Annotated in this window: 28 protein-coding genes; 23 read left to right on the forward strand and 5 right to left on the reverse strand. The window is 51.7% G+C overall.

Translation table 11 applies throughout. The features are described from left to right. The first annotated feature begins 168 nt into the window (after window positions 1–168). From ACHZCJ_RS00110 to ACHZCJ_RS00155, 10 genes are all read left to right on the forward strand, one after another. Window positions 169–345, forward strand: a complete 177-nt coding sequence (locus ACHZCJ_RS00110; RefSeq protein WP_321322791.1) for a hypothetical protein — start codon at window positions 169–171, stop codon at window positions 343–345. 530 nt (window positions 346–875) lie between these two features. Beyond that, window positions 876–1124, forward strand: a complete 249-nt coding sequence (locus tag ACHZCJ_RS00115; protein WP_321322792.1) for an AbrB/MazE/SpoVT family DNA-binding domain-containing protein — start codon at window positions 876–878, stop codon at window positions 1122–1124. Further along, window positions 1105–1563, forward strand: coding sequence for a hypothetical protein (locus ACHZCJ_RS00120; protein ID WP_321322794.1), 459 nt, complete (start codon window positions 1105–1107; stop codon window positions 1561–1563). Before ACHZCJ_RS00115 ends, ACHZCJ_RS00120 begins: the two co-directional genes overlap by 20 nt. Further along, complete coding sequence (locus tag ACHZCJ_RS00125; protein WP_321322796.1) at window positions 1551–2558, forward strand: Fic family protein; 1008 nt, start codon at window positions 1551–1553, stop codon at window positions 2556–2558. The genes ACHZCJ_RS00120 and ACHZCJ_RS00125 overlap by 13 nt, the downstream gene beginning before the upstream one ends. Before the next feature lie 12 nt (window positions 2559–2570). Beyond that, the gene (locus tag ACHZCJ_RS00130; RefSeq protein WP_321322798.1) at window positions 2571–2834 is read left to right on the forward strand and encodes a type II toxin-antitoxin system Phd/YefM family antitoxin; all 264 of its coding nucleotides are present in this window, start codon (window positions 2571–2573) and stop codon (window positions 2832–2834) included. 92 nt (window positions 2835–2926) lie between these two features. After that, window positions 2927–3160: a hypothetical protein gene (locus ACHZCJ_RS00135; RefSeq protein WP_321322800.1), complete on the forward strand. Its 234-nt coding sequence runs from the start codon at window positions 2927–2929 to the stop codon at window positions 3158–3160. A gap of 22 nt (window positions 3161–3182) precedes the next feature. Beyond that, on the forward strand, window positions 3183–3494 hold the full coding sequence (locus ACHZCJ_RS00140) for a type II toxin-antitoxin system PemK/MazF family toxin (RefSeq protein ID WP_394700050.1): 312 nt from the start codon (window positions 3183–3185) through the stop codon (window positions 3492–3494). 212 nt (window positions 3495–3706) lie between these two features. Further along, complete coding sequence (locus ACHZCJ_RS00145; protein ID WP_321322802.1) at window positions 3707–3982, forward strand: hypothetical protein; 276 nt, start codon at window positions 3707–3709, stop codon at window positions 3980–3982. Continuing rightward, the gene (locus ACHZCJ_RS00150) at window positions 3979–4251 is read left to right on the forward strand and encodes a type II toxin-antitoxin system RelE/ParE family toxin (protein ID WP_321322804.1); all 273 of its coding nucleotides are present in this window, start codon (window positions 3979–3981) and stop codon (window positions 4249–4251) included. The genes ACHZCJ_RS00145 and ACHZCJ_RS00150 overlap by 4 nt, the downstream gene beginning before the upstream one ends. A 158-nt stretch (window positions 4252–4409) precedes the next feature. After that, a complete protein-coding gene (locus ACHZCJ_RS00155; protein WP_321322806.1) occupies window positions 4410–4691 on the forward strand; it encodes a hypothetical protein in 282 nt (93 codons plus the stop codon). Here the strand turns inward: ACHZCJ_RS00155 and ACHZCJ_RS00160 are convergent. After that, window positions 4688–5083, reverse strand: coding sequence for a hypothetical protein (locus tag ACHZCJ_RS00160; protein ID WP_321322808.1), 396 nt, complete (start codon window positions 5081–5083; stop codon window positions 4688–4690). The two genes, ACHZCJ_RS00155 and ACHZCJ_RS00160, sit on opposite strands and share 4 nt — an antisense overlap. Window positions 5084–5434: 351 nt before the next feature. Between ACHZCJ_RS00160 and ACHZCJ_RS00165 the strand changes: the two genes are divergently transcribed. From ACHZCJ_RS00165 to ACHZCJ_RS00195, 7 genes are all read left to right on the forward strand, one after another. Further along, window positions 5435–5803 (forward strand): hypothetical protein, encoded by a 369-nt coding sequence (locus ACHZCJ_RS00165; protein WP_321322811.1) that lies wholly within the window; start codon window positions 5435–5437, stop codon window positions 5801–5803. Further along, entirely contained in the window at window positions 5800–6843 is a 1044-nt protein-coding gene (locus ACHZCJ_RS00170) for a hypothetical protein (RefSeq protein ID WP_321322813.1), read from the forward strand. Before ACHZCJ_RS00165 ends, ACHZCJ_RS00170 begins: the two co-directional genes overlap by 4 nt. A gap of 93 nt (window positions 6844–6936) precedes the next feature. Beyond that, window positions 6937–8100, forward strand: a complete 1164-nt coding sequence (locus tag ACHZCJ_RS00175; RefSeq protein ID WP_321322814.1) for an ATP-dependent helicase — start codon at window positions 6937–6939, stop codon at window positions 8098–8100. Beyond that, window positions 8066–8905, forward strand: a complete 840-nt coding sequence (locus tag ACHZCJ_RS00180; protein ID WP_394699984.1) for a 3'-5' exonuclease — start codon at window positions 8066–8068, stop codon at window positions 8903–8905. Before ACHZCJ_RS00175 ends, ACHZCJ_RS00180 begins: the two co-directional genes overlap by 35 nt. Window positions 8906–9084: 179 nt before the next feature. Beyond that, a complete protein-coding gene (locus ACHZCJ_RS00185) occupies window positions 9085–9549 on the forward strand; it encodes a CHC2 zinc finger domain-containing protein (protein ID WP_394699985.1) in 465 nt (154 codons plus the stop codon). Between the two features lie 14 nt (window positions 9550–9563). Next, window positions 9564–10130, forward strand: coding sequence for a hypothetical protein (locus ACHZCJ_RS00190; protein ID WP_394699986.1), 567 nt, complete (start codon window positions 9564–9566; stop codon window positions 10128–10130). 336 nt (window positions 10131–10466) lie between these two features. Continuing rightward, window positions 10467–10730: an AbrB/MazE/SpoVT family DNA-binding domain-containing protein gene (locus ACHZCJ_RS00195; RefSeq protein WP_394699987.1), complete on the forward strand. Its 264-nt coding sequence runs from the start codon at window positions 10467–10469 to the stop codon at window positions 10728–10730. A 69-nt stretch (window positions 10731–10799) separates the two neighbouring features. On the opposite strand, the gene ACHZCJ_RS00200 is transcribed toward ACHZCJ_RS00195, so the two are convergent. Continuing rightward, window positions 10800–11240 carry a PIN domain-containing protein gene (locus ACHZCJ_RS00200; protein ID WP_321322824.1) on the reverse strand — a complete coding sequence of 147 codons (441 nt, stop codon included), beginning with the start codon at window positions 11238–11240 and terminating at the stop codon, window positions 10800–10802. Beyond that, window positions 11206–11475, reverse strand: a complete 270-nt coding sequence (locus ACHZCJ_RS00205) for a hypothetical protein (RefSeq protein ID WP_321322826.1) — start codon at window positions 11473–11475, stop codon at window positions 11206–11208. Before ACHZCJ_RS00205 ends, ACHZCJ_RS00200 begins: the two co-directional genes overlap by 35 nt. 427 nt (window positions 11476–11902) lie before the next feature. On the opposite strand from ACHZCJ_RS00205, the gene ACHZCJ_RS00210 reads away from it, so the two are divergent. From ACHZCJ_RS00210 to ACHZCJ_RS00220, 3 genes are all read left to right on the forward strand, one after another. Beyond that, entirely contained in the window at window positions 11903–12103 is a 201-nt protein-coding gene (locus ACHZCJ_RS00210; protein WP_394699988.1) for a hypothetical protein, read from the forward strand. Window positions 12104–12543: 440 nt separating this feature from the next. Further along, window positions 12544–12636 carry a hypothetical protein gene (locus tag ACHZCJ_RS00215; RefSeq protein WP_394700051.1) on the forward strand — a complete coding sequence of 31 codons (93 nt, stop codon included), beginning with the start codon at window positions 12544–12546 and terminating at the stop codon, window positions 12634–12636. A gap of 125 nt (window positions 12637–12761) precedes the next feature. After that, on the forward strand, window positions 12762–13460 hold the full coding sequence (locus ACHZCJ_RS00220) for a glutathione S-transferase family protein (RefSeq protein WP_321322830.1): 699 nt from the start codon (window positions 12762–12764) through the stop codon (window positions 13458–13460). 19 nt (window positions 13461–13479) lie between these two features. Here ACHZCJ_RS00220 and ACHZCJ_RS00225 read toward each other — a convergent pair whose 3' ends face one another. Then, a complete protein-coding gene (locus ACHZCJ_RS00225) occupies window positions 13480–14397 on the reverse strand; it encodes an AEC family transporter (protein ID WP_321322832.1) in 918 nt (305 codons plus the stop codon). Window positions 14398–14418: 21 nt separating this feature from the next. Then, entirely contained in the window at window positions 14419–15270 is an 852-nt protein-coding gene (locus tag ACHZCJ_RS00230; RefSeq protein WP_159643892.1) for a crotonase/enoyl-CoA hydratase family protein, read from the reverse strand. A gap of 179 nt (window positions 15271–15449) precedes the next feature. Between ACHZCJ_RS00230 and ACHZCJ_RS00235 the strand changes: the two genes are divergently transcribed. From ACHZCJ_RS00235 to ACHZCJ_RS00245, 3 genes are all read left to right on the forward strand, one after another. Next, window positions 15450–16445, forward strand: a complete 996-nt coding sequence (locus tag ACHZCJ_RS00235) for a cysteine synthase A (RefSeq protein WP_321322835.1) — start codon at window positions 15450–15452, stop codon at window positions 16443–16445. Then, window positions 16435–16806, forward strand: a complete 372-nt coding sequence (locus ACHZCJ_RS00240; protein WP_321322837.1) for a hypothetical protein — start codon at window positions 16435–16437, stop codon at window positions 16804–16806. Before ACHZCJ_RS00235 ends, ACHZCJ_RS00240 begins: the two co-directional genes overlap by 11 nt. A 156-nt stretch (window positions 16807–16962) precedes the next feature. Further along, on the forward strand, window positions 16963–17601 hold the full coding sequence (locus tag ACHZCJ_RS00245) for a DUF4350 domain-containing protein (protein WP_394699989.1): 639 nt from the start codon (window positions 16963–16965) through the stop codon (window positions 17599–17601). The last annotated feature ends 249 nt before the right edge of the window (window positions 17602–17850 follow it).

The raw sequence follows: 17850 nt of genomic DNA on the forward strand, positions 1-17850 counted from the left end.
CCACCTTTATTGTGGCAGGAGCTCGCCCGCACGCGAGCGGCACATACCGCCCAGGTCACCAGATGTATGGTCATCAAGGCCTGTGGGAGATCTGCCTTTTCTCACAGGCCACAGGAAAGAACGTGATGATCCTATTGAGGTTGTTCGCCATTGACCAAGGAGGTTGATATGGCTTTTATCGTGATGGTCGCCGCAGGTATATTTTTGATAGCGTCCACCCTGGAGCCCGTCCCGGTAACGCATATCGGGATTGACGACGTGCTGTGGGTCTTTGGGGCCCTGATCCTGGTGATCCTGATCGCCAAGATCTTTGTTGGTCGCGGTCACAGACACAGGTACTACTAATCAAAAACTATAAGTAAGCGCAGCGCGACAAAACCGCTGCGCTATTTCGCAATTTAATTCCACCCGGTCATTTCCGGCCGGCGCTCTGCCTCCCGCGTCATGGAGGATTTTTTCTGTTATGTGGCTTGTATGTACGACGCTCTCCCGTGCAGAGAGTTCTATGATCTATTACTTCAGCTGGCACGGCTGCTGAACGAGATTGGAGCAAATGATGTTGAAAGAAGTTGTTGTTGTAAAGACCCAACGGCAGGCCTGGCGGCTGCATCTGCTTTTCAGGTCAGCCTGGAAAGAAGTGACCGGACGCTCCCCAAAGGAGAGAGCGCCGGTGTTCGTTGAAGATATCGGGGAAGTTGTAATGATCCCCGGGCCGGCTTGTTACTCTAATTACCGCAGGAAGCCCAGAGGTGCCTTCACGGCTTAGTCGGCTAAAATGCCTCTACTTATAAATGTCCACTGGTAACAAAGCAGAGTATGATGTAAGAGATTCATGGATTACAATGCATTCATTGTTAATCAGATTGGAGTATCAAATGGAACTGGCAAAAATTACTACTCGAGGACAAATCACTATCCCCATTGAAATCAGGAGAAAACTGGGCGTCAAGGATGGCGATAAAGTTGTCTTCCTGGAGGAAAACGGGCGCATCGTCATGGGAAATGCTGCTATGCTTGCTTTGAAAATGGCGCAGGAATCGTTTACTGGAGAAGCGGAAAGACTTGGCCTGAAAACAGAGCAGGACGCGGTGGATTTGGTAAAAGATGTTCGCCGAAACCAATAAAAAAACAATCCGTGTTATGCTCGACTCCAATGTTTTTCTATCTGCATTACTGTTCCCGAGTCTGCGGATGAATGCGTTGATCAAGAGAATCGAAAAAAAATATCAGCTTACTCTTTCGTCTTTCGTCATTGAAGAGCTAAAGAATGTCGTTTCTTTGAAATTCCCTGATATGATGCGTCCTCATGGTTCTTTTGGCTATCATCCCCCTCTGTATGGGATTTTACTGATTCATCCTAACCAAATCCAAGCTGTTGCACTATCCAAAAGGTCAGCACAACTCATTGGATTGCCTCATTTTATCGGCGGTTCATCGGATCTTTATCGGCGGTTTATCGGCAATAATGGTATAATTCACGTATGCCATACCATTACTCTTTTACCCCTTCTATTGTGCGCTCCCTACAAATTGTTGAACGTGTACGGGAAATGGTTCGCCTGACCGTTTTGCCACCATTGGTTGCTGAGCAACTTCGGATCCAAGCCCATATCCGTTCAACTCACTTCTCGACCCGAATTGAGGGCAACCGTCTGACCCTTAAAGAGGCCGAAGAAGTTATCCAACAAGGACGCCTGATCCCTGGCCGGGAACGAGATGTACAGGAAGTGGAACGATATTATCGGGCTTTACAGCAAGTTGAAAATTGGGTGGAGTGTGATCAAAAGATCACTGAAGCCCGTATCCAAAAACTTCATGCAATTTTATATACTGGTCGAAGAACAAAAGCCACTCCTTATCGGGATGGACAAAATGTGATTCGGGATACGAACGGCGGCATTGTATACATGCCTCCGGAAGCAAATGATGTGCCAGAATTAATGACAGAGATGACTAAGTGGATTCAATCTGCAAAAGAAGAAATTCCTGTGCCAGTGATCGCCGGTATTGCCCACTATCAATTGGTAACCATTCATCCTTTTTATGATGGCAATGGCCGGACTGCCCGTACACTCGCTACCTGGATTCTGTACAATGAGGGTTATGATCTGGGAAAGTTCTATGCTCTGGAGGAGTTTTATTCCGAAGACTTGGAAGGCTATTATGAGGCGTTGGTCACACATCCCCATCACAACTACTACTTTGGACGAAATGAAGCGGATATTACTCCCTGGTTGGATTATTTCCTTAAAGGTATGTCTGTTGTATTTGAGCGAGTGGCGCAGGTGGTCCGCCAGAAAACTGAACCGGGTATGGAGGACCCGGTCGCTCAGGACCTATTACGGCCTCTCGATCACCGTGCCAGAAGAATTTTAGGGTTGTTCGCCCAACAGGCAATTATACAATCTGGCGATGTAGCTAATTTACTGGGGATTTCCACCCGTCAGGCACGAGAATTGCTTAGCAATTGGGTCGCTCAAGGCTGGCTGGTGGTATTGGATACTTCCCGTCGGGGACGGAAATATGGACTGGATGAAAAATATCAAGACCTGTTATAAAAGGAGCGGACAATGCCCATAATCAATATCACAAATGCACAAAATAATTTGTTCAAGCTGGTTGAAGCGGTGATCGCTTCCGGCGAACCCCTCTTCATCACAGGAGAATCAGGCAATGTGGTTGTAATCCCCGAGAAGGACTATCGCGCCATTGAGGAAACACTACATCTTGCGGCAATACCGGGAATGGTAAAGAAGATTGTCGAGGGTATAAACACGCCTTTGGATGAATGCGTTTCGGACGAGAATTTACCGAGAATTTCCACCGATGGATGAGTGTGTTGCAAGCTGTGACGCAAAACCTGATATACAGCTTAATAATGCGGATGATGATTGTGTGGCTATATTGTATAATCTGGAGAAGTCTTATGAAACGCACTCAAATCATGCTTGAGGACGACAAAAAACAAATTCTCAAAAGAATCGCCAAACAAGATAATAAATCTTTATCCGCGCTTGTTCGCGAAATGCTCGATGAACAAATAAAAGAACATCAAAATTCGCAATTAAAATATGCTGCACAAGCGCTGCTGATGGATTACAAGACTGATGAAGATTTATTATCCTTTGCCAGCCTGGATGGTGAAGATTTCCAAGCATAGGGAAGAAAACTAGCTAATTAACCTGGATCCATCCATCGACACTGAAATTAGAAAATTTCGTCCAGCAGTTATTCTAAATGTCATTGAGATTGGTAATCTTCCCTTGAGAGTTATTGTTCCCGTTACAACCTGGAAAGAGCGCTATTCTAAGACGCCCTGGTTGGTAAAGATCGAACCAGGAAAGGCAAACGGCCTTGAGAAACCCTCTGCTGTAGATGCATTCCAAATTCGTTCATTGTCTGTTGACCGCTTTATTCGAGTGATTGGGAAAGTGGACACTGAGAAGCTTTCGGCTATTCTTGAGGCTGTTCAAATTGTCCTCGGTGTCCATTAAAGTCATTACCTGTAAACAGTTAACGCCAGCGTAAAGATTATCTTTCGCCGCACCCTCTACCCACCCCCGATGTAAATGGGCGTTTCAATTTTAACTCTGACCAGACGGCTTCGGTCGTCTGCTATTCGGAGCCACTCATCTTGACGGGATGGCGTACATAGTGTACACTATGTATAGTACTATTAATAATTATCATTATAGAAAGGAGTGCAATGTTAACTTCATATGGCAGTAAAGAAGCACGTCAGCAATGGCGAAAAATACTTGATAGAATTCTGTTCAAGCAGGGCGATGTGCTCATTAAGCGTAACGATCTTCCCATTGCTGTAATGATTCCCGCAACAGACTATCTTCTAATACAAGAAGAACTTGAACAGAAACGAGAAGCCGAGGAAGCCCAATCATTTCTTGAGGCATGGAGAGCCGGTAAAGAAGAAACCATCACTCTCGACGAGTTGTACAAAGAGCTTGGAATTGAAAAGAAATGAAATATACGGTGCAGCTCAACAAAAAGGTCAAGAAAAGTTTGAGCAAACTCCCCAAGACAGAGATCAAGCGAATTCTGGATAAGATCGCAGATCTGGAGGACAACCCAAAACCCACCGGTTGTAAAAAACTTCAGGGGTATGAACTCTACAGATTACGCGTCGGAGATTGGCGGATAATCTATACAATCGAAGATGACGTCCTATTGGGGCTGATCGTTAGCATCAAGTCCAGAGGGAAAGTATATAAAAACCTGGACACCCTGAAATAGCTTATTTCAATACTGCAACACAATAAGACAGGCAGATATTAGCTTGTCTTTATATAAGACAAACCTATTAATCCTATTTTCCCACCCCCGCTGCATCGGGGGTTTTCTAATTTAATCAGGCCAGGCGGGTGCAGTTGTCTGGCTAAAGGAGATAAAAAATGAATGCCAATAGAAATCCTAAACATTTGAGTTCATCAATGGCAAACTGGCAGGAAAACGGTGGTACTGTTTTAGGCCAGAAGTTCTCAGACAGAGAACTGGCAACGCTGATAAGTCGTACCATTGCCGGCCTTCCCGGCCAACTTCGTTTACCGGCCCAGCGTGCTCTGAAGGGCGACAGCTCTCTAATTGATGAGAGCTGGGTTAATGCAGTTCGCCCCCACTTCCTCTTTGAGGCTAGGAAAATGCTGGAGGAAAAGGAGGGGCGAAAAAGAAATTAGTCCTCATCTGATGAGGACATATTGAACAGTTCATCCTTTTGTTCTTCTGTCAGATTGCTGGCTGCCATGAAAAGGGCCGCAAGTATGGATGCATCGTCTTCTCCCAACAGGCCATTCTCGTACCGGAACATCTCTTCTTCGCTAACCGAGTCCAACGCCTCGGCTGGTATCACAGCCAGGAATTCGGTGGAGTTATAGCGAACAAAAGCCACCTTACCCAGCTCTTCATTCCTGACCAGTTTGACCGGTCGCAGCTCTTCATTAAAGCGATCGTTGATCAACTGGTTGAGCAAGGCGCTCTGGGATAACTCCGGGTGGCGTTCCGTAAGTGCGTTGAGTTTCCGTTCAGTGATTGAATTGACTTTAAAAGACTTACTGATGAGGTCGGCCAACTTGATCCTTTCATGGTCTTCTGGCGAGTATTATTTATGATTACATTGTATTACATTGTAATCTCAGTGTCAAGCCCCGCCCCCGCTGCATCGGGGGTTTTCTACTTTACCTCAGCCCTGGCGGGTGTAGCCGCCTGGCTAAAGGAGACGGAAATGTTGTACTTAAATAACGTGCAAATGAAAGAAGATAAGTGTCGGAAGAACAGCGTCCTGGCCTTCATGGGCCACTTGCCGCTTTTTCCGGAAAAAACGTTGCCCCCGGTTAAAGCCTGGGGACGTAAGAAATATTGAAATCACCCGGCTCTCGAAATCAAAGAGATCCGGGTTCTTTGTGGTTGCAGGAGGCAAATAGTGACTTTGGCTCCGGGAGCAGTGTGTGTTTCAGCCGCTCCCCTTTTGACCAAGGAAACGATTGATCTCCTGAAGTTTTTCGACGCCCATGTCAACCTGGACAAGGAAAACATCCCTCAGATCCAATCGCTTCTGAGATTGATGCAGCCCTATTGGTCAGCCCCTGGCCTTGAAGAATTGCTGGGGGTTATTGACCAACTGAAAAGTGCCGGCATCAGTGAAATAACTCAAAATATATTGATCGCCGCAGCTTACAAAAGGGCGGCTCAGGAGACAGTGAACCATGAACGAAACAGTTTGTATGAAACCTACAGCTTGCTGGCGCTGGACAGGGCCGGGATCAGTCGAAAAGTGCTGATGTGGCCATGAGTACTAAGACCCCAAAACAAATTCTGGCTGAGATGCTGACCGGAAAGAAGCAGCCAAACCATGCCCAGGAGCTGCATGAGATCCTCATATCGCAAATAAAGTCGTCTTGCAGCCGACGCAAAAGTGCGGTCATCCGTTATATCCTGGATGCCTCAGAAGGACGACTCGCTCAGAACAAAAAGTGCGGCGGCTCCCTCAAATTCGTTCTCTGGTTTATGAACGACCACCTCGGCGATGAGGTTTTTGAGTATTACGCCAGAATTCTTTTGCGGGCGGCCATAGACCATCCCGACTGGGACCTGGGATATATCCTCCCGCATTTGGAAAACCTGGTGGAGTTCCAGCCGTTCCTTGGTGAGATGCGGCGGCCAATTGATAAGGATGAAAAAGTAAAGGATCTGATCCTCCTGAACATTGCTGGCTGGAAAGCGGCTGTCAATTTCAGCCCAAAAAACCTGAATAAAATCGGTTTCGATGCGGGCGCCCAGGTCGTCATCTCATCATCCCATAAGGGGGTGATGATCATGTCGAAGCGGGGACTGGAAATCCAAGGGCTTGACGCCAGTAAAGGCTGGTCGCAGCGTTATCCCAACTTCTGGTATCGCCAGAAACGGGGTGACGGTGAGGATGCGTGGCGTCTGATCAACCAGCTGGATGAGATTCTTGTATCTGTGGATGGGCAATCACATAAAGCGGAAGTCCCCGCCACTGATGCAGACTTTCCAAAAGAACTGGTGATCCTCCGGGTACAAGGTCGGTTTGTGGCCTTGAACCTGACCCAGAAAAACCTGACCCGCCAGGCATTCCGCCTGGGCGCAGATGTCGTCCTGGCTTCCAGCAATAAAGGGACGATGGTCAATGCCGGGAGGGATTGGGTTATCCACGGGCTGAATCGGGAGATCTGGGAACAGGTCCATGCCAACCTGTGGGTGAAAAAGTTCCGGGGAAGTCGTAACGATTTCTGGGAAATCCTGTCCAGGCTGGATGAGCTGCTGATCTCCGTGGACCGGTTCATCCAAGACGCCCCCATTTTTGTATGATCAAAGTCATTGGCAACACAATTATCATGGTGACTGTGCGCTGGATTGCAAGGTTAGCGACAGGCGCACACTATCATAGAAAGGAGAAAGGTCATGGAGGTCTTTTTGAACGACCTTCAGAAACAAGCGGTCCTCCATGACAAGGGGCCGCTTTTCGTTCTCGCCGGTCCTGGTACGGGCAAGACCCGGATCCTGGTCGAGCGAGTCCGCCGGATGGTCAAGGATGGTTACCCGCCTGAAGAGATTTGTCTGGTGACCTTCACGACCAAAGCGGCCGATGAGATCAGGCATCGCCTGAGCCGGGATATTGGAAAGGACCTGGTGGAACACCTCAACGTCTCTACCCTCCACAGTCTTGCTCTCAGAATTATGATCGCCAATGAGAGAGCCCATCAACGGAAAGTCCCGGAGATAGCGGATCCGATGGAATGCTACGGGCTGCTGAAAAGGGCTATGGAGGAAATCGGAATCGCTGAAAATATATATTCAGCAGCCGACCTGCAAAACCGGCTCACCTGGTATAAGACGACCTGGAAAGCGGATCTCTCGATCCTGCCCTTTCCCATGCAGGAAGTTATTCGGCGCTATAACCAGATCCTAAAGTCCGAAACTAAGTGGGATTTATCCGATTTGATCGCCCATGCGATCAATGTCCTGGAAACGGAGCCCGAACTGGCTTTGGCCTTTTCATCCATCCACTACCTGATGGTAGATGAGTTTCAGGATACCTCCCTAATGGAGTATGAATTCCTGAAGCTCCTCCTGCAGGGAGGTGAAAACATCATGATGGTTGCCGCAGCCGCCCAATCCATTTACACCTGGCGGGGCGCTGACTTTCAAGCTCTGAGCCGGGAGGTTGAAAAAGATTTTCCCCAGATGGAAAGGATAGTCCTCCGGGAAAACTACCGATGCGGCCGGCGCATTATCGAAGCCGCCGCCTCAATGACCCCCGAAGAAGACGAGGTCTTGCTGAACGGCAACCGGGGTGAGGGTGAAGTCCTCTGGAATGAACTCCCTGATAATTACGCTGAAGCCAACTTTATCGCCAATACCATTATCAACCTCAATGGACAGGGCGTCCCGTTAACCCATATCGCCATTCTGTTCCGATCCTGGCGGCAGGCCAGCGTGATCGAACAGGCGCTGGTGGATCGCCAAATCCCTTACAAATTGTTTGGGGAGAATCGCCGGTTCTATGAGCGACCCGAGATCCAGGAACTTGGTGGCCTACGTCCAGGCAATCCAGGCGCTGCGTGACTACAATAATGGGGTCAGTGATACCCCCATAATGAAAGGTGCTATTGATAGGATCATCAATACCCCACCCAGGGGAATTGGTCCAAAAAGTAAGAAGTTGATCAGGGGGAATGCGGTTGAAATCTCAGTAGAAGCCCTGGTCAAAGCAATGGCGAGAAAAGACCTGCGTGAACAGGTCAGGGTCGCTGCTCTTGACCTCTTCAATCTGATGAACCGCTTTGCCAAAATGGAGATTGACCGTCCGTCCGAATTGATCGGGAAGCTGCTGGAGGAAACGGATTGGATCCGTCCTCTACAGCAGGAACTGGACGGTCGGCAGGCCATCAACCGGATGCAGACCCTTCAGGAAGAAGCTGCCACCTACCGTTACGTGGACGGTTTTCTAAATACCATGTCACAGAAAGTCAGCTTCAAGATGGATGATGACGGCCTGGCCCTCACTACCATTCATGGTGCAAAAGGGCTTGAATGGTCGGTTGTCTTCCTGGCCGGTTTCAATGAATACGAACTGCCTTCGGCTCAGTCGCTTCGTGAGGCCGCCGGCGGTGATCCCGTTGAAGAACGGCATGTGGCACATGTGGCCTTCTCCCGGGCCAAGGATTTACTGCTTCTGAGCTGGTATCAGGACCAAATCCGCCCGGATGGAAGACTGCGCCCCATGATCCGGTCTAGTTTCGTGGGAAAAATCCCACAGGAGGTACTACATGAGTTTGATGAAAAATATCTCAAAGTCGCCAGGGATAATGAGCCTCTTGATGACTATTACACCTCCGAAGAAGAGGCGTTTGAAGTCATGTTCGGATAAGAAGGCTTACGCTCTGGCAGAAAGCGATCAGCCGGGCCTGTACCTGGTTAATACCCTAACGGGAGATGAGGAGGTTCAGATCATCGCTGTCCGAGACAATGTATACTTTAGCGAAGATGGTCGAGCCTTCCCAAAGGAACAGGTTGCCGGCTTCGTGTACGCCAAAATGATGTGGGTGAATGATGAGCATTGACTTGCAAGCACTGAAAAAGCAACATGACCTGCCAAACGTGGCCCACGCTTACGGCGTGGAACTCCGGCAAAGCGGCCGCGGGTTTATCGGACGTTGCCCATTCCATGATGACCACAATCCCTCGTTTTCAGTCTTTTTGACTTCAACCGGCGATTGGCATTTCAAGTGCTTTTCCGGCAGCTGCGGCCTTTCCGGTGATGTCCTGGACTTTGTAGGGCTGATGCGGTTTGGACAAGGATGGAACCCTAATGACTCCGATATGTTTAAAGAGGTGCTCGAACTGCTGGGTGAAAAGGACATGGGGGCGTCAGAAAAGAAATGGGTCGTTGAATATTCTCCGGAAGACCTGAAGTACCACGATGTCACTTCCACGGTCCGGTTTATCTGGGATGTGGCGCTCAATGTCTATGCAGAGAGGCTGCTGAAGACCCCGAAGCCGTGGCGTATCTAACCCAGACTCGGAAATTGCCACTGGAGATCCTTAGGAAATACAGGTTCGGGTACTGCCCGCCAGAAGGAACCGCCCTCAAGTATGCCCTCTATGCCCTTGGAAAGAGCGATAAGGACCTAGGAATATTCCAGCGTCTTCCGCCCTTCCAAACGGACCGGCCAGAAGAACTACGAATTCTTCTACGGACGGATCATTTTTGCCGACGTGGACTGGCACAGCCGGCCCACCTATGTCTTTGGCCGATCGCTGCCGGGCACCAGCTCCACAATAAATACCTGGGACTCGCCCTTTTCCAAAAACCTGTTTTCGGCCTGGCAGCGCTGGCCTCCACCGGCCCTGTGCTCCTGATGGAGGGGCCGATCAACGCCATGATTGCTAGTTACTGGGGTTTCAATGCCGTCGCTTTGACCGGAACGAACCCCTCGCCTGCTCACCTGGAAGAGATCGAGAGCAGGATCGTCAAAAATCACCGGCGGCTTGTTCCCGTGATTGATAACGACGAGGCCGGTTCGGTCTCAATCGTCAAATGGCGGGAGTTCATCCCTCAAATGGAAGAACCATCCTGCTGCCGGCCGAGGTGAACGGAGGTGCGATCAAGGACATCAACGACCTGCACAAAGTAACTGAAAAGGGACGGCAACTGTTCGTCAACCTGTTGAAAAAGCGCCGGCTGGCCTGATCAACGCCCCGGCGCTTTAATTATTCTACTTATGGTCCGCGTAGCGATGTCCTATCAAGGACAGTCCAGATTTCGGCCCTATCGGTCCTCGCGCTTGGTCTGCATAACATTCCCAGCATAATATATCCGGATGATTCCCCTCCAAAAGAAAATATTATATTTTCTCTGTTGTGTTATTCTATCTAATTTTGCCCTAGAAATATTCCCTTGATGTAAAGATCCCAGCGATGTAAGATTTATGAGAACTCAAATTACCAATATCTCAGAATGCGAGGCTATCTTGCCTGATTATTTACAAGTCAGAAGCAATGGACAAATTACTCTGCCCGCTCCAATACGTCGTAAAGCTAAAATTGCTGAAGGAGATTTGCTGGAAGCTTTTGTTGAGCCCGATGGAACCATTCGATTAGTTCCAAAGCTGACACTGGATCGTGCACTGGCAGAAAAATACCAGCTTGACGATATCGCCTGGGTAAAAAAACAGATGGACAAAGAGGCATGAGACCTATTGTCGTTCGTGATCCAAGCCAGGGACTACGTCAATCCAACTTAGATAACATCTCACGCACTTTCAATAAAAATTCCCCCGGCCGCAAGACAGAAATATCATTCTTGTTTGGCAATAATCTCGAATATTAAAAGTGATCAGATAGTGACACCGAGTATTTATCGCTGCCGCCAGAATAGGGACATCTTTCCAATCAGCCTGCGTTGAAAAGTCCTCCACATCTTGGGAGGAAGGATCGGGAACAACTTGAATGCACCGTTTTACAATCCGCGTAAATATCGGCAAGGCCTCTGGCATTTTTTCGCCCAGGTTACGGGAGACCTCAGTAATGACCTGTTCACTGGCAACAACCTTGATGAGGGTGATCTCACCCATCTGTAATATCACATTGCTTGCACTGTGAACATTTGGAGATGTTGAACCCGCGAACAAAACATCTGAATCGATAAACACCCGCAACATCGGCCCCTTATTTTCCGTATTTCTCAGCAGTATATTTTTCACGCTGTTCCCGCAACCCCACCAGAAGCTCTTCCATGTTCAGCCCGGATTCTTTACGAATCGCTTCAATTTCCTGAGCCAACTCCGGCACCATGGGAATCATTGGGACCAGCACAAAAACACCCTCCAGATCAACAAGCTGATATATTTTTCCACTTCCAATGTCATATTTGTCACGAAGTTCCGAGGGCAGAGTAAACACGCCTCGGTCCCGGATTTGAACGGTCAGTTGATTCATAACAGTCTCCTTTCTGCATTGCAGAATTTCTGCATAGTCAGTATAACAGACATGACCAATATTGTCCACCCACATCCACCAAGGATAAATTATTCACAATAAAAAGCTATTGGCTGAGAAGCGCTGATTGGAGGAAGTCAAGTCCCATGACATACATTGATCCCAGGTAATATCAATCCTTACCATGACACCCATTTAGCATCGTTTATCAACCTACTAATAAGCGCTGACGGGCCTGATCATCGCCCCAGCGCTCTTCTTTTGTAGAAAGGACCTTTTGGAAAATATATGATTGCATGACACGCCTGGCATTGCATGGCCGGGCGTACCCCAACCCGCTAAACAGCTAATAAATTAATCGAATCTATTAATCATGAAAGACGCCAATCCGAAGTTGGCGTCTTTCAACTTAAGAAAGGAAAACATAATGTCTATGAACTGGCAGGAAAAAGGTGTTCGGTTTGGAAATATTGTTCTCTCGGAAGATGATTCCAGGGCACTTGTAATGGCCCTCGTTAAAGAAGTACGTCACATATCCTGGCTCATGGAAGAGATTTTGGATGTAGAGTCCGGCATCAAAGATGTTCTGTCTGAAAAAGCTCAAAGGCTTTGGTCGAGTTCGCCATGAGAACCCGGAAGGAAAAACATTGATGGAGAGGAACTCCTAATCGTTATCGTTGGTCTTGTATTGCTCTCTATAGATTTCTTCAAGGCTGGGACCGATTTCGGGTGTAATCTGTTATAAGAAAGCAGCATCGTCACCAACACGGTTTCCGGATTTGCGGTTCCAGCTAGCAATTCCTTTTTTACGCCATCGGGAAGACCGTCGTAGACTTCATTTGGCATGCCGAGGAAGTTGTCAGGAGGCTTCTGGAGAGAATCCTGGCGCCAAATGGAAACCTCATCCTCTCCCCTTGTGCACCACGCATGTGGAATGGATCGCCTGTAGTAGTGTTTGATGGCTTGCGATACCGCTTCGGTTGCACTGGGTAAATTGTACTGGGCGGCGAGGGCGCGGAAACGGATGTGCGGATATTCGGCAAGCCGGTGACGCGGCCTTACCGGCGGATGGCGGTGGCGCTGGCGACAGGCGCGGATACGGATGCGGCGCGGAAGCTGGCGAAGCAAGCGGCGGACGCGGTGGGGATTGAATATTCCTGAAACAATTATGGAGCGGACCGGCAATCGCCTTTTCCCGTGAAGGAGAAGGAGAAGGAGCGGGACGGGGCTTTTCAATCTCCAAACAATCCGCCATTGAAGTTGCAAAGATCAGGAGAAAATACCCCATGACCGCATCGCTCGTCCTCTACGGCTCTTCTTTGTCCCCCTTCCAGCGTAAGGTCGAGGCGGTGCTCGCGCTCAAGGGGCTTGATTATGACTGCGAGGAGGTCAGCATCATGGTCTTGCCGGACTGGTACAAGCCGATCAGCCCGCTTGGCCGCATTCCCTCGCTGCGCGACCGGGATATCGCCGAAGAAGGCCCTGCCGGGACGATTACCGACAGCTCGGCGATTTGCGGCTATCTGGAAAAGAAACAGCCCGACCCTGCCGTCTATCCCGCCGACGCATTCGACCATGGCCGGGCGCTCTGGCTGGAGGAATATGCCGACACCGGACTGGCGATGGCCGGTGGCCTGGGGCTTTTCCGGCCGATCATCTTCAATCTGTTCCAGCGCAAGGAACCGGATGTTGAAACGGCGCGCAAGACCTGGAACGAGAAGCTGCCGCCGTTGTGGGACTATCTCGAGCAATATCTGGACGGGCGCTCCTTTTTCATCGGCGAGAATGTGACCATCGCCGATATATCGGTCGCGTCGCAGATCGCCCAGACCGAGATGTTGGCCGGTCTGCCGGACAAATCCCGTTGGCCATCGCTGGTCGCCCATTTCGAGGCGATGAAGGCGCACGACTGTTTCCAGCGCAACAACGCCGTCTGTGACAAGATCATGGCGAAATTCGTGCCCGAGAAATATGATCTGAGCTAGGCGGGGCCCGGCAGAATTCTCATGCCCGAACCAGCAGATAGAGCGCATAGATCGCGGGCATGGACAGGACCGAAAACACGGTCTGCACCGCAATCAGATTGGCCGACAGGGTAGCGTCGCCGCCTAGCTGACGCGCCAATATATAGCCGCTGCTCGCGGTCGGCGTGGATGCGGCGATCACGACAATTGCCAGACTGTCCGGCGCGAGGTTGAGCAACAGCCCGGCAGCCAGAGCCGCAACCGGGAAGCCGAGCAGACGGACCGCGGACCAGATCAAAGTCGTTGGACCCGCCCGGTTGAAGGCTTTTAGATCAACCGCAGCGCCAACCACCAGCAGGCCGAGCGCCAGCGTGGCTTCACCCAGTATGTCGAGCGTCTTTTCGGCCATTCCGGTCGGCGCGATGTCCAGCAGATTCAGCGCGATGCCGACAATACAGCCGATGATCAGCGGATTACGGATCATGTCCATCATCACATGCGGTTTCGGGCTACCGCTATCCTCGGCAAAATATGTCAGGGCGAGCACCGAAACCACGTTGGCGACGGGTGTTAGAACCGCGACCGCAATGGCCATCAGCGCAAGTCCGGGCTCGCCGAACAACGCGCTGGCAATCGACAGGCCGACAAAGGTGTTCCAGCGGACATTGGACTGGATGATAGACCCTTTCCGGGGTCCGTCATCGGCCCGCTTGGCAACAAGCCCCAGTATGGCAAGCGCCATTTGCGAGCCGATCAGCGCCAGCACCATCGTCCAGGGCACGATTTCAAACGAGGCGCTGGTCAGCACATTGATGATCAGCGCCGGAAAGAATAGGAAATAGACCAGTCGCTCAATCGCGCGCCATCCCTCGGCGGGCAGGAAGTTCCGTTGCGCGAGCAACCAGCCCAGCCCGGTGATCAGGATCACCGGGATCAGGGCATATATGAAATTTATCATCGAGTGATTGCGGCGGCGAAATTACAGCGCTGTGGTTCTGAGCGGCAACAGGTCGGGAAAGTCCGGTTCGCGCTTCTCACCCATCGCGGCCACTGCTTCCTGAATATGCGAAGGCGGGAACATGCCAGCGTTCCAGACACCGATATAGTCCAGCGTGTCCGCTGTACTGTGATCGCGGCCATAGTTGATCAGCACTTTACAGCCGGTGATCGCCAGGGGCGATTTCGACGCGATTTCTTTCGCCGTTTCCATGACATAGGCCAGGCATTCTTCCTGCGTGTCGAACACATCGTTGACCAGACCGATTTCCTTGGCCTTGGCGGCATCGATCCGGCGACCGGTATAGGCCATTTCCTTGACCCAGCCTTCGGGGATATAGCGTTGCAGGCGCGGGAAGGTGCCGACATCGGCGGTCATTCCGATGTTGGTTTCCTGGATGCAAAATATCGCGTCCTTGCTGCACCAGCGGATATCACCCGCGCTGATCATGTCGATCGCGCCGCCGATGACGCCACCGTGCAGCGCAAACAGAACGGGAATGCGGGCTTCTTCCAGCGCGTTGAAACTATGCTGGATCCGTTTGACATTGGAGCGGAACATTTCGGCGAGCACATGCTTGTCCGCGCCGTCGATCTTGTTGTCGGGTTGCGGCGCAAAAACAGAGAGATCCATGCCGGCGGAGAAATGCTTGCCGGTCGAGCTGATCACGATGACCCGCGCGCGGGCGTTGATATCAATATCCTCGACGATTTCCGGCAGATCATTCCAGAACGCGCGATTCATGCTGTTGAGCTTTTCCGGACGGTTCATCCGGATATGGGCGATGCCGTCGCCAATCTCGACATCGAAACATTCATATTTTTTCTCGACCATGACCCTCTATTTCCTATCCCTTGTCAGATGCTGCCAGCGGCCTAGCATGATGTTCTGCAACTGCGCACGAACAATTTTTCTGCAGACTGGCCCTTGCCGGCGGTAGACTAAAGCCATGCTATTACCCCTGCAAAAGCTTCAAGCTTGCGGCTCGAAAACCCGCGCACTATGTATTGCCCATGAGCATCATTCCAAACACTCTCGAACTGATCGGCAATACGCCGCTCGTCCGCCTCTCCGGACCCAGTGAAGCTGCCGGTTGCGACATTTACGGCAAGTGCGAATTTGCCAATCCCGGCGCATCGGTGAAAGATCGCGCCGCGCTGTTCATCATTCAGGATGCGGAAGAACGCGGCCTGCTGAAGCCGGGTGGACGGATTGTCGAGGGAACCGCCGGCAATACCGGCATCGGCATAGCATTGGTGGCCAATGCCAAGGGCTATAAGTCGACCATCGTCATGCCGGAGACCCAGAGCCGGGAGAAGATGGATACGCTGCGCGCGCTCGGCGCCGAGCTGATCACCGTGCCGGCTGCGCCTTATTCAAACCCCGGTCATTTTGTCCATACCTCACGCCGCCTGGCAGAAGAAACCGAAGGCGCGATCTGGGCCAACCAGTTCGACAATGTCGCCAACCGACGCGCGCATATCGAAACCACTGCCGAGGAAATCTGGGACCAGATGGATGGCAAGATTGACGGCTTTACCTGTGCCGTCGGAACCGGCGGGACGCTGGCAGGCGTCGGCATGGGGCTGAAGGCGAAGGATGAAAAAATAACCATCGCATTATCGGACCCGCACGGTGCAGCGCTTTACGAATATTACGCCCATGGCGAGCTGAAGTCCGAAGGCAGTAGCGTCGCCGAGGGCATCGGGCAGGGCCGGATCACCGGCAATCTCGAAGACGCGCCGGTGGATTTGCAATATCGCATTTCCGACGAGGAGGCTCTGGTCTGGGTCGAACGGCTGCTGATGGAAGAGGGCCTTTGTCTTGGCATGTCGTCGGGTATCAACGTCGCCGGTGCGATTGCGCTGGGCAAGGAACTGGGGCCTGGCAGCCGGGTTGCAACGATCCTCTGCGATACCGGGTTCCGCTATCTCTCCTCGCTATATAATGCCGCCTGGCTGAAGGAAAAGGGACTGCCCGTGTTCCCGTGGCTCGATAATGATGGGTAGGAAGCCGCCAAATTCCGGTCGTCAGGACACGATGCAGCGCATTCAGGTCGGTGTCGTCGGACTGGCCGCGGTGCTGTTGCTGGTCAGCGTCGCCAATTTCATCATCCAGCGCGCCAGCGACGAGCAGACGGTTATCGAGGAAATGCAGGCAGAAGCAGCCGGTGCCGTCCCGCCGGTTACCACTGTCCCGGAAGGCAAGCCGGCCGAACCGCTGGCCGAATTGGGCATTACGCCGGCACCGGCATCGGGAGGGGGCAAGGCAGAAGCCCAAAATCCTGCGGCAAATCTGCCTGGACAGACCGTCCCGGACCTGAGGCCCGATCCCAATCTGGGTGCACCAATGGATCGGGAGCAGCGCTAGTTGGGGCATTTTTGGCAGAAGGTTCCGTCGGCCCTTCTCGCGCTCCTGTTTCTCGCGCAATGCAGCGCCGCGGAATCGCCGCCCGATTCCCAGCAACCCCGCTTCCGTATCCAGCTGATGACAAGCCTGCCTTTGATATGGGGCGATGGCGCTTCTGTGGAATCGATACTCTCCGGTGGATCGGAGCCGGCACCGGTCTACCGCTATTGGCAGCAACATTATGATATGACCGCGGTCGACAGTCTGGAAAATCTGGCGGCGGAAGACCCGGACATTCTCCTGCTCGTCCAGCCGCGGGCGATGGATCCGGCCGATCTGAACGATCTTGATGCCTGGGTCAGGGCAGGGGGAGCCGCCATCATTCTCACCGACCCCGATCTGGTCTGGCCATCCCGGCTGCCGCTTGGCGATCCGCAGCGGCCTTTGGCCAGCGGCCTGCTTTCGCCACTGCTCGGTCACTGGGGGCTGGAGCTTGTTGGCGGTCATGACCACGGCGCGGCGGTCGAACTTCTTCGCGTTGGTGATCATCATTTCGCCAGTCGGGGCGTGGGAAAGATCGAGCGTTCAGCAGATGGTCAGGAGGTATCCGGCGTCGACTGCGACTGGGGCGAGGCCGCTTTTCTCGTGCAATGTTCGGTAGGGCAGGGGCAGGCGACCATCGTTGCCGATGCCGATTTTCTCGATGCGGGGCTCTGGCCCGCGCCAGCGCTTGAATCGCCGCGGAAAAGCGGCGCGGTGCGCTTCATTGATGCACTGGTGCAGCAATATGGCGATGCCGATGTTCGCCGGAAATGACGATATGCAGGGCATTTTTGAAAAGCGGGCGCAACGGCCCGGAATGGTGGCCGGGTTGCCTGATTTTTAAATGTAGGAAAAACAATGACTTAATAAGTAGTTCCCATAAAATCCCGTAAAAAGCCCTTTTATCCCGCGCTCACCCCTGTTAGCTAATATTTGTTATCGGGGTATTCTTCCTGTCCGGATTCTGGTTTTCGGAAAGGCGCTGGAAAACGCACTTCTGGAGGGGGGAGAGCTTTGGCCCCG

The organism is uncultured Parasphingorhabdus sp., from assembly GCF_963677535.2.
Classification (GTDB): domain Bacteria; phylum Pseudomonadota; class Alphaproteobacteria; order Sphingomonadales; family Sphingomonadaceae; genus Parasphingorhabdus.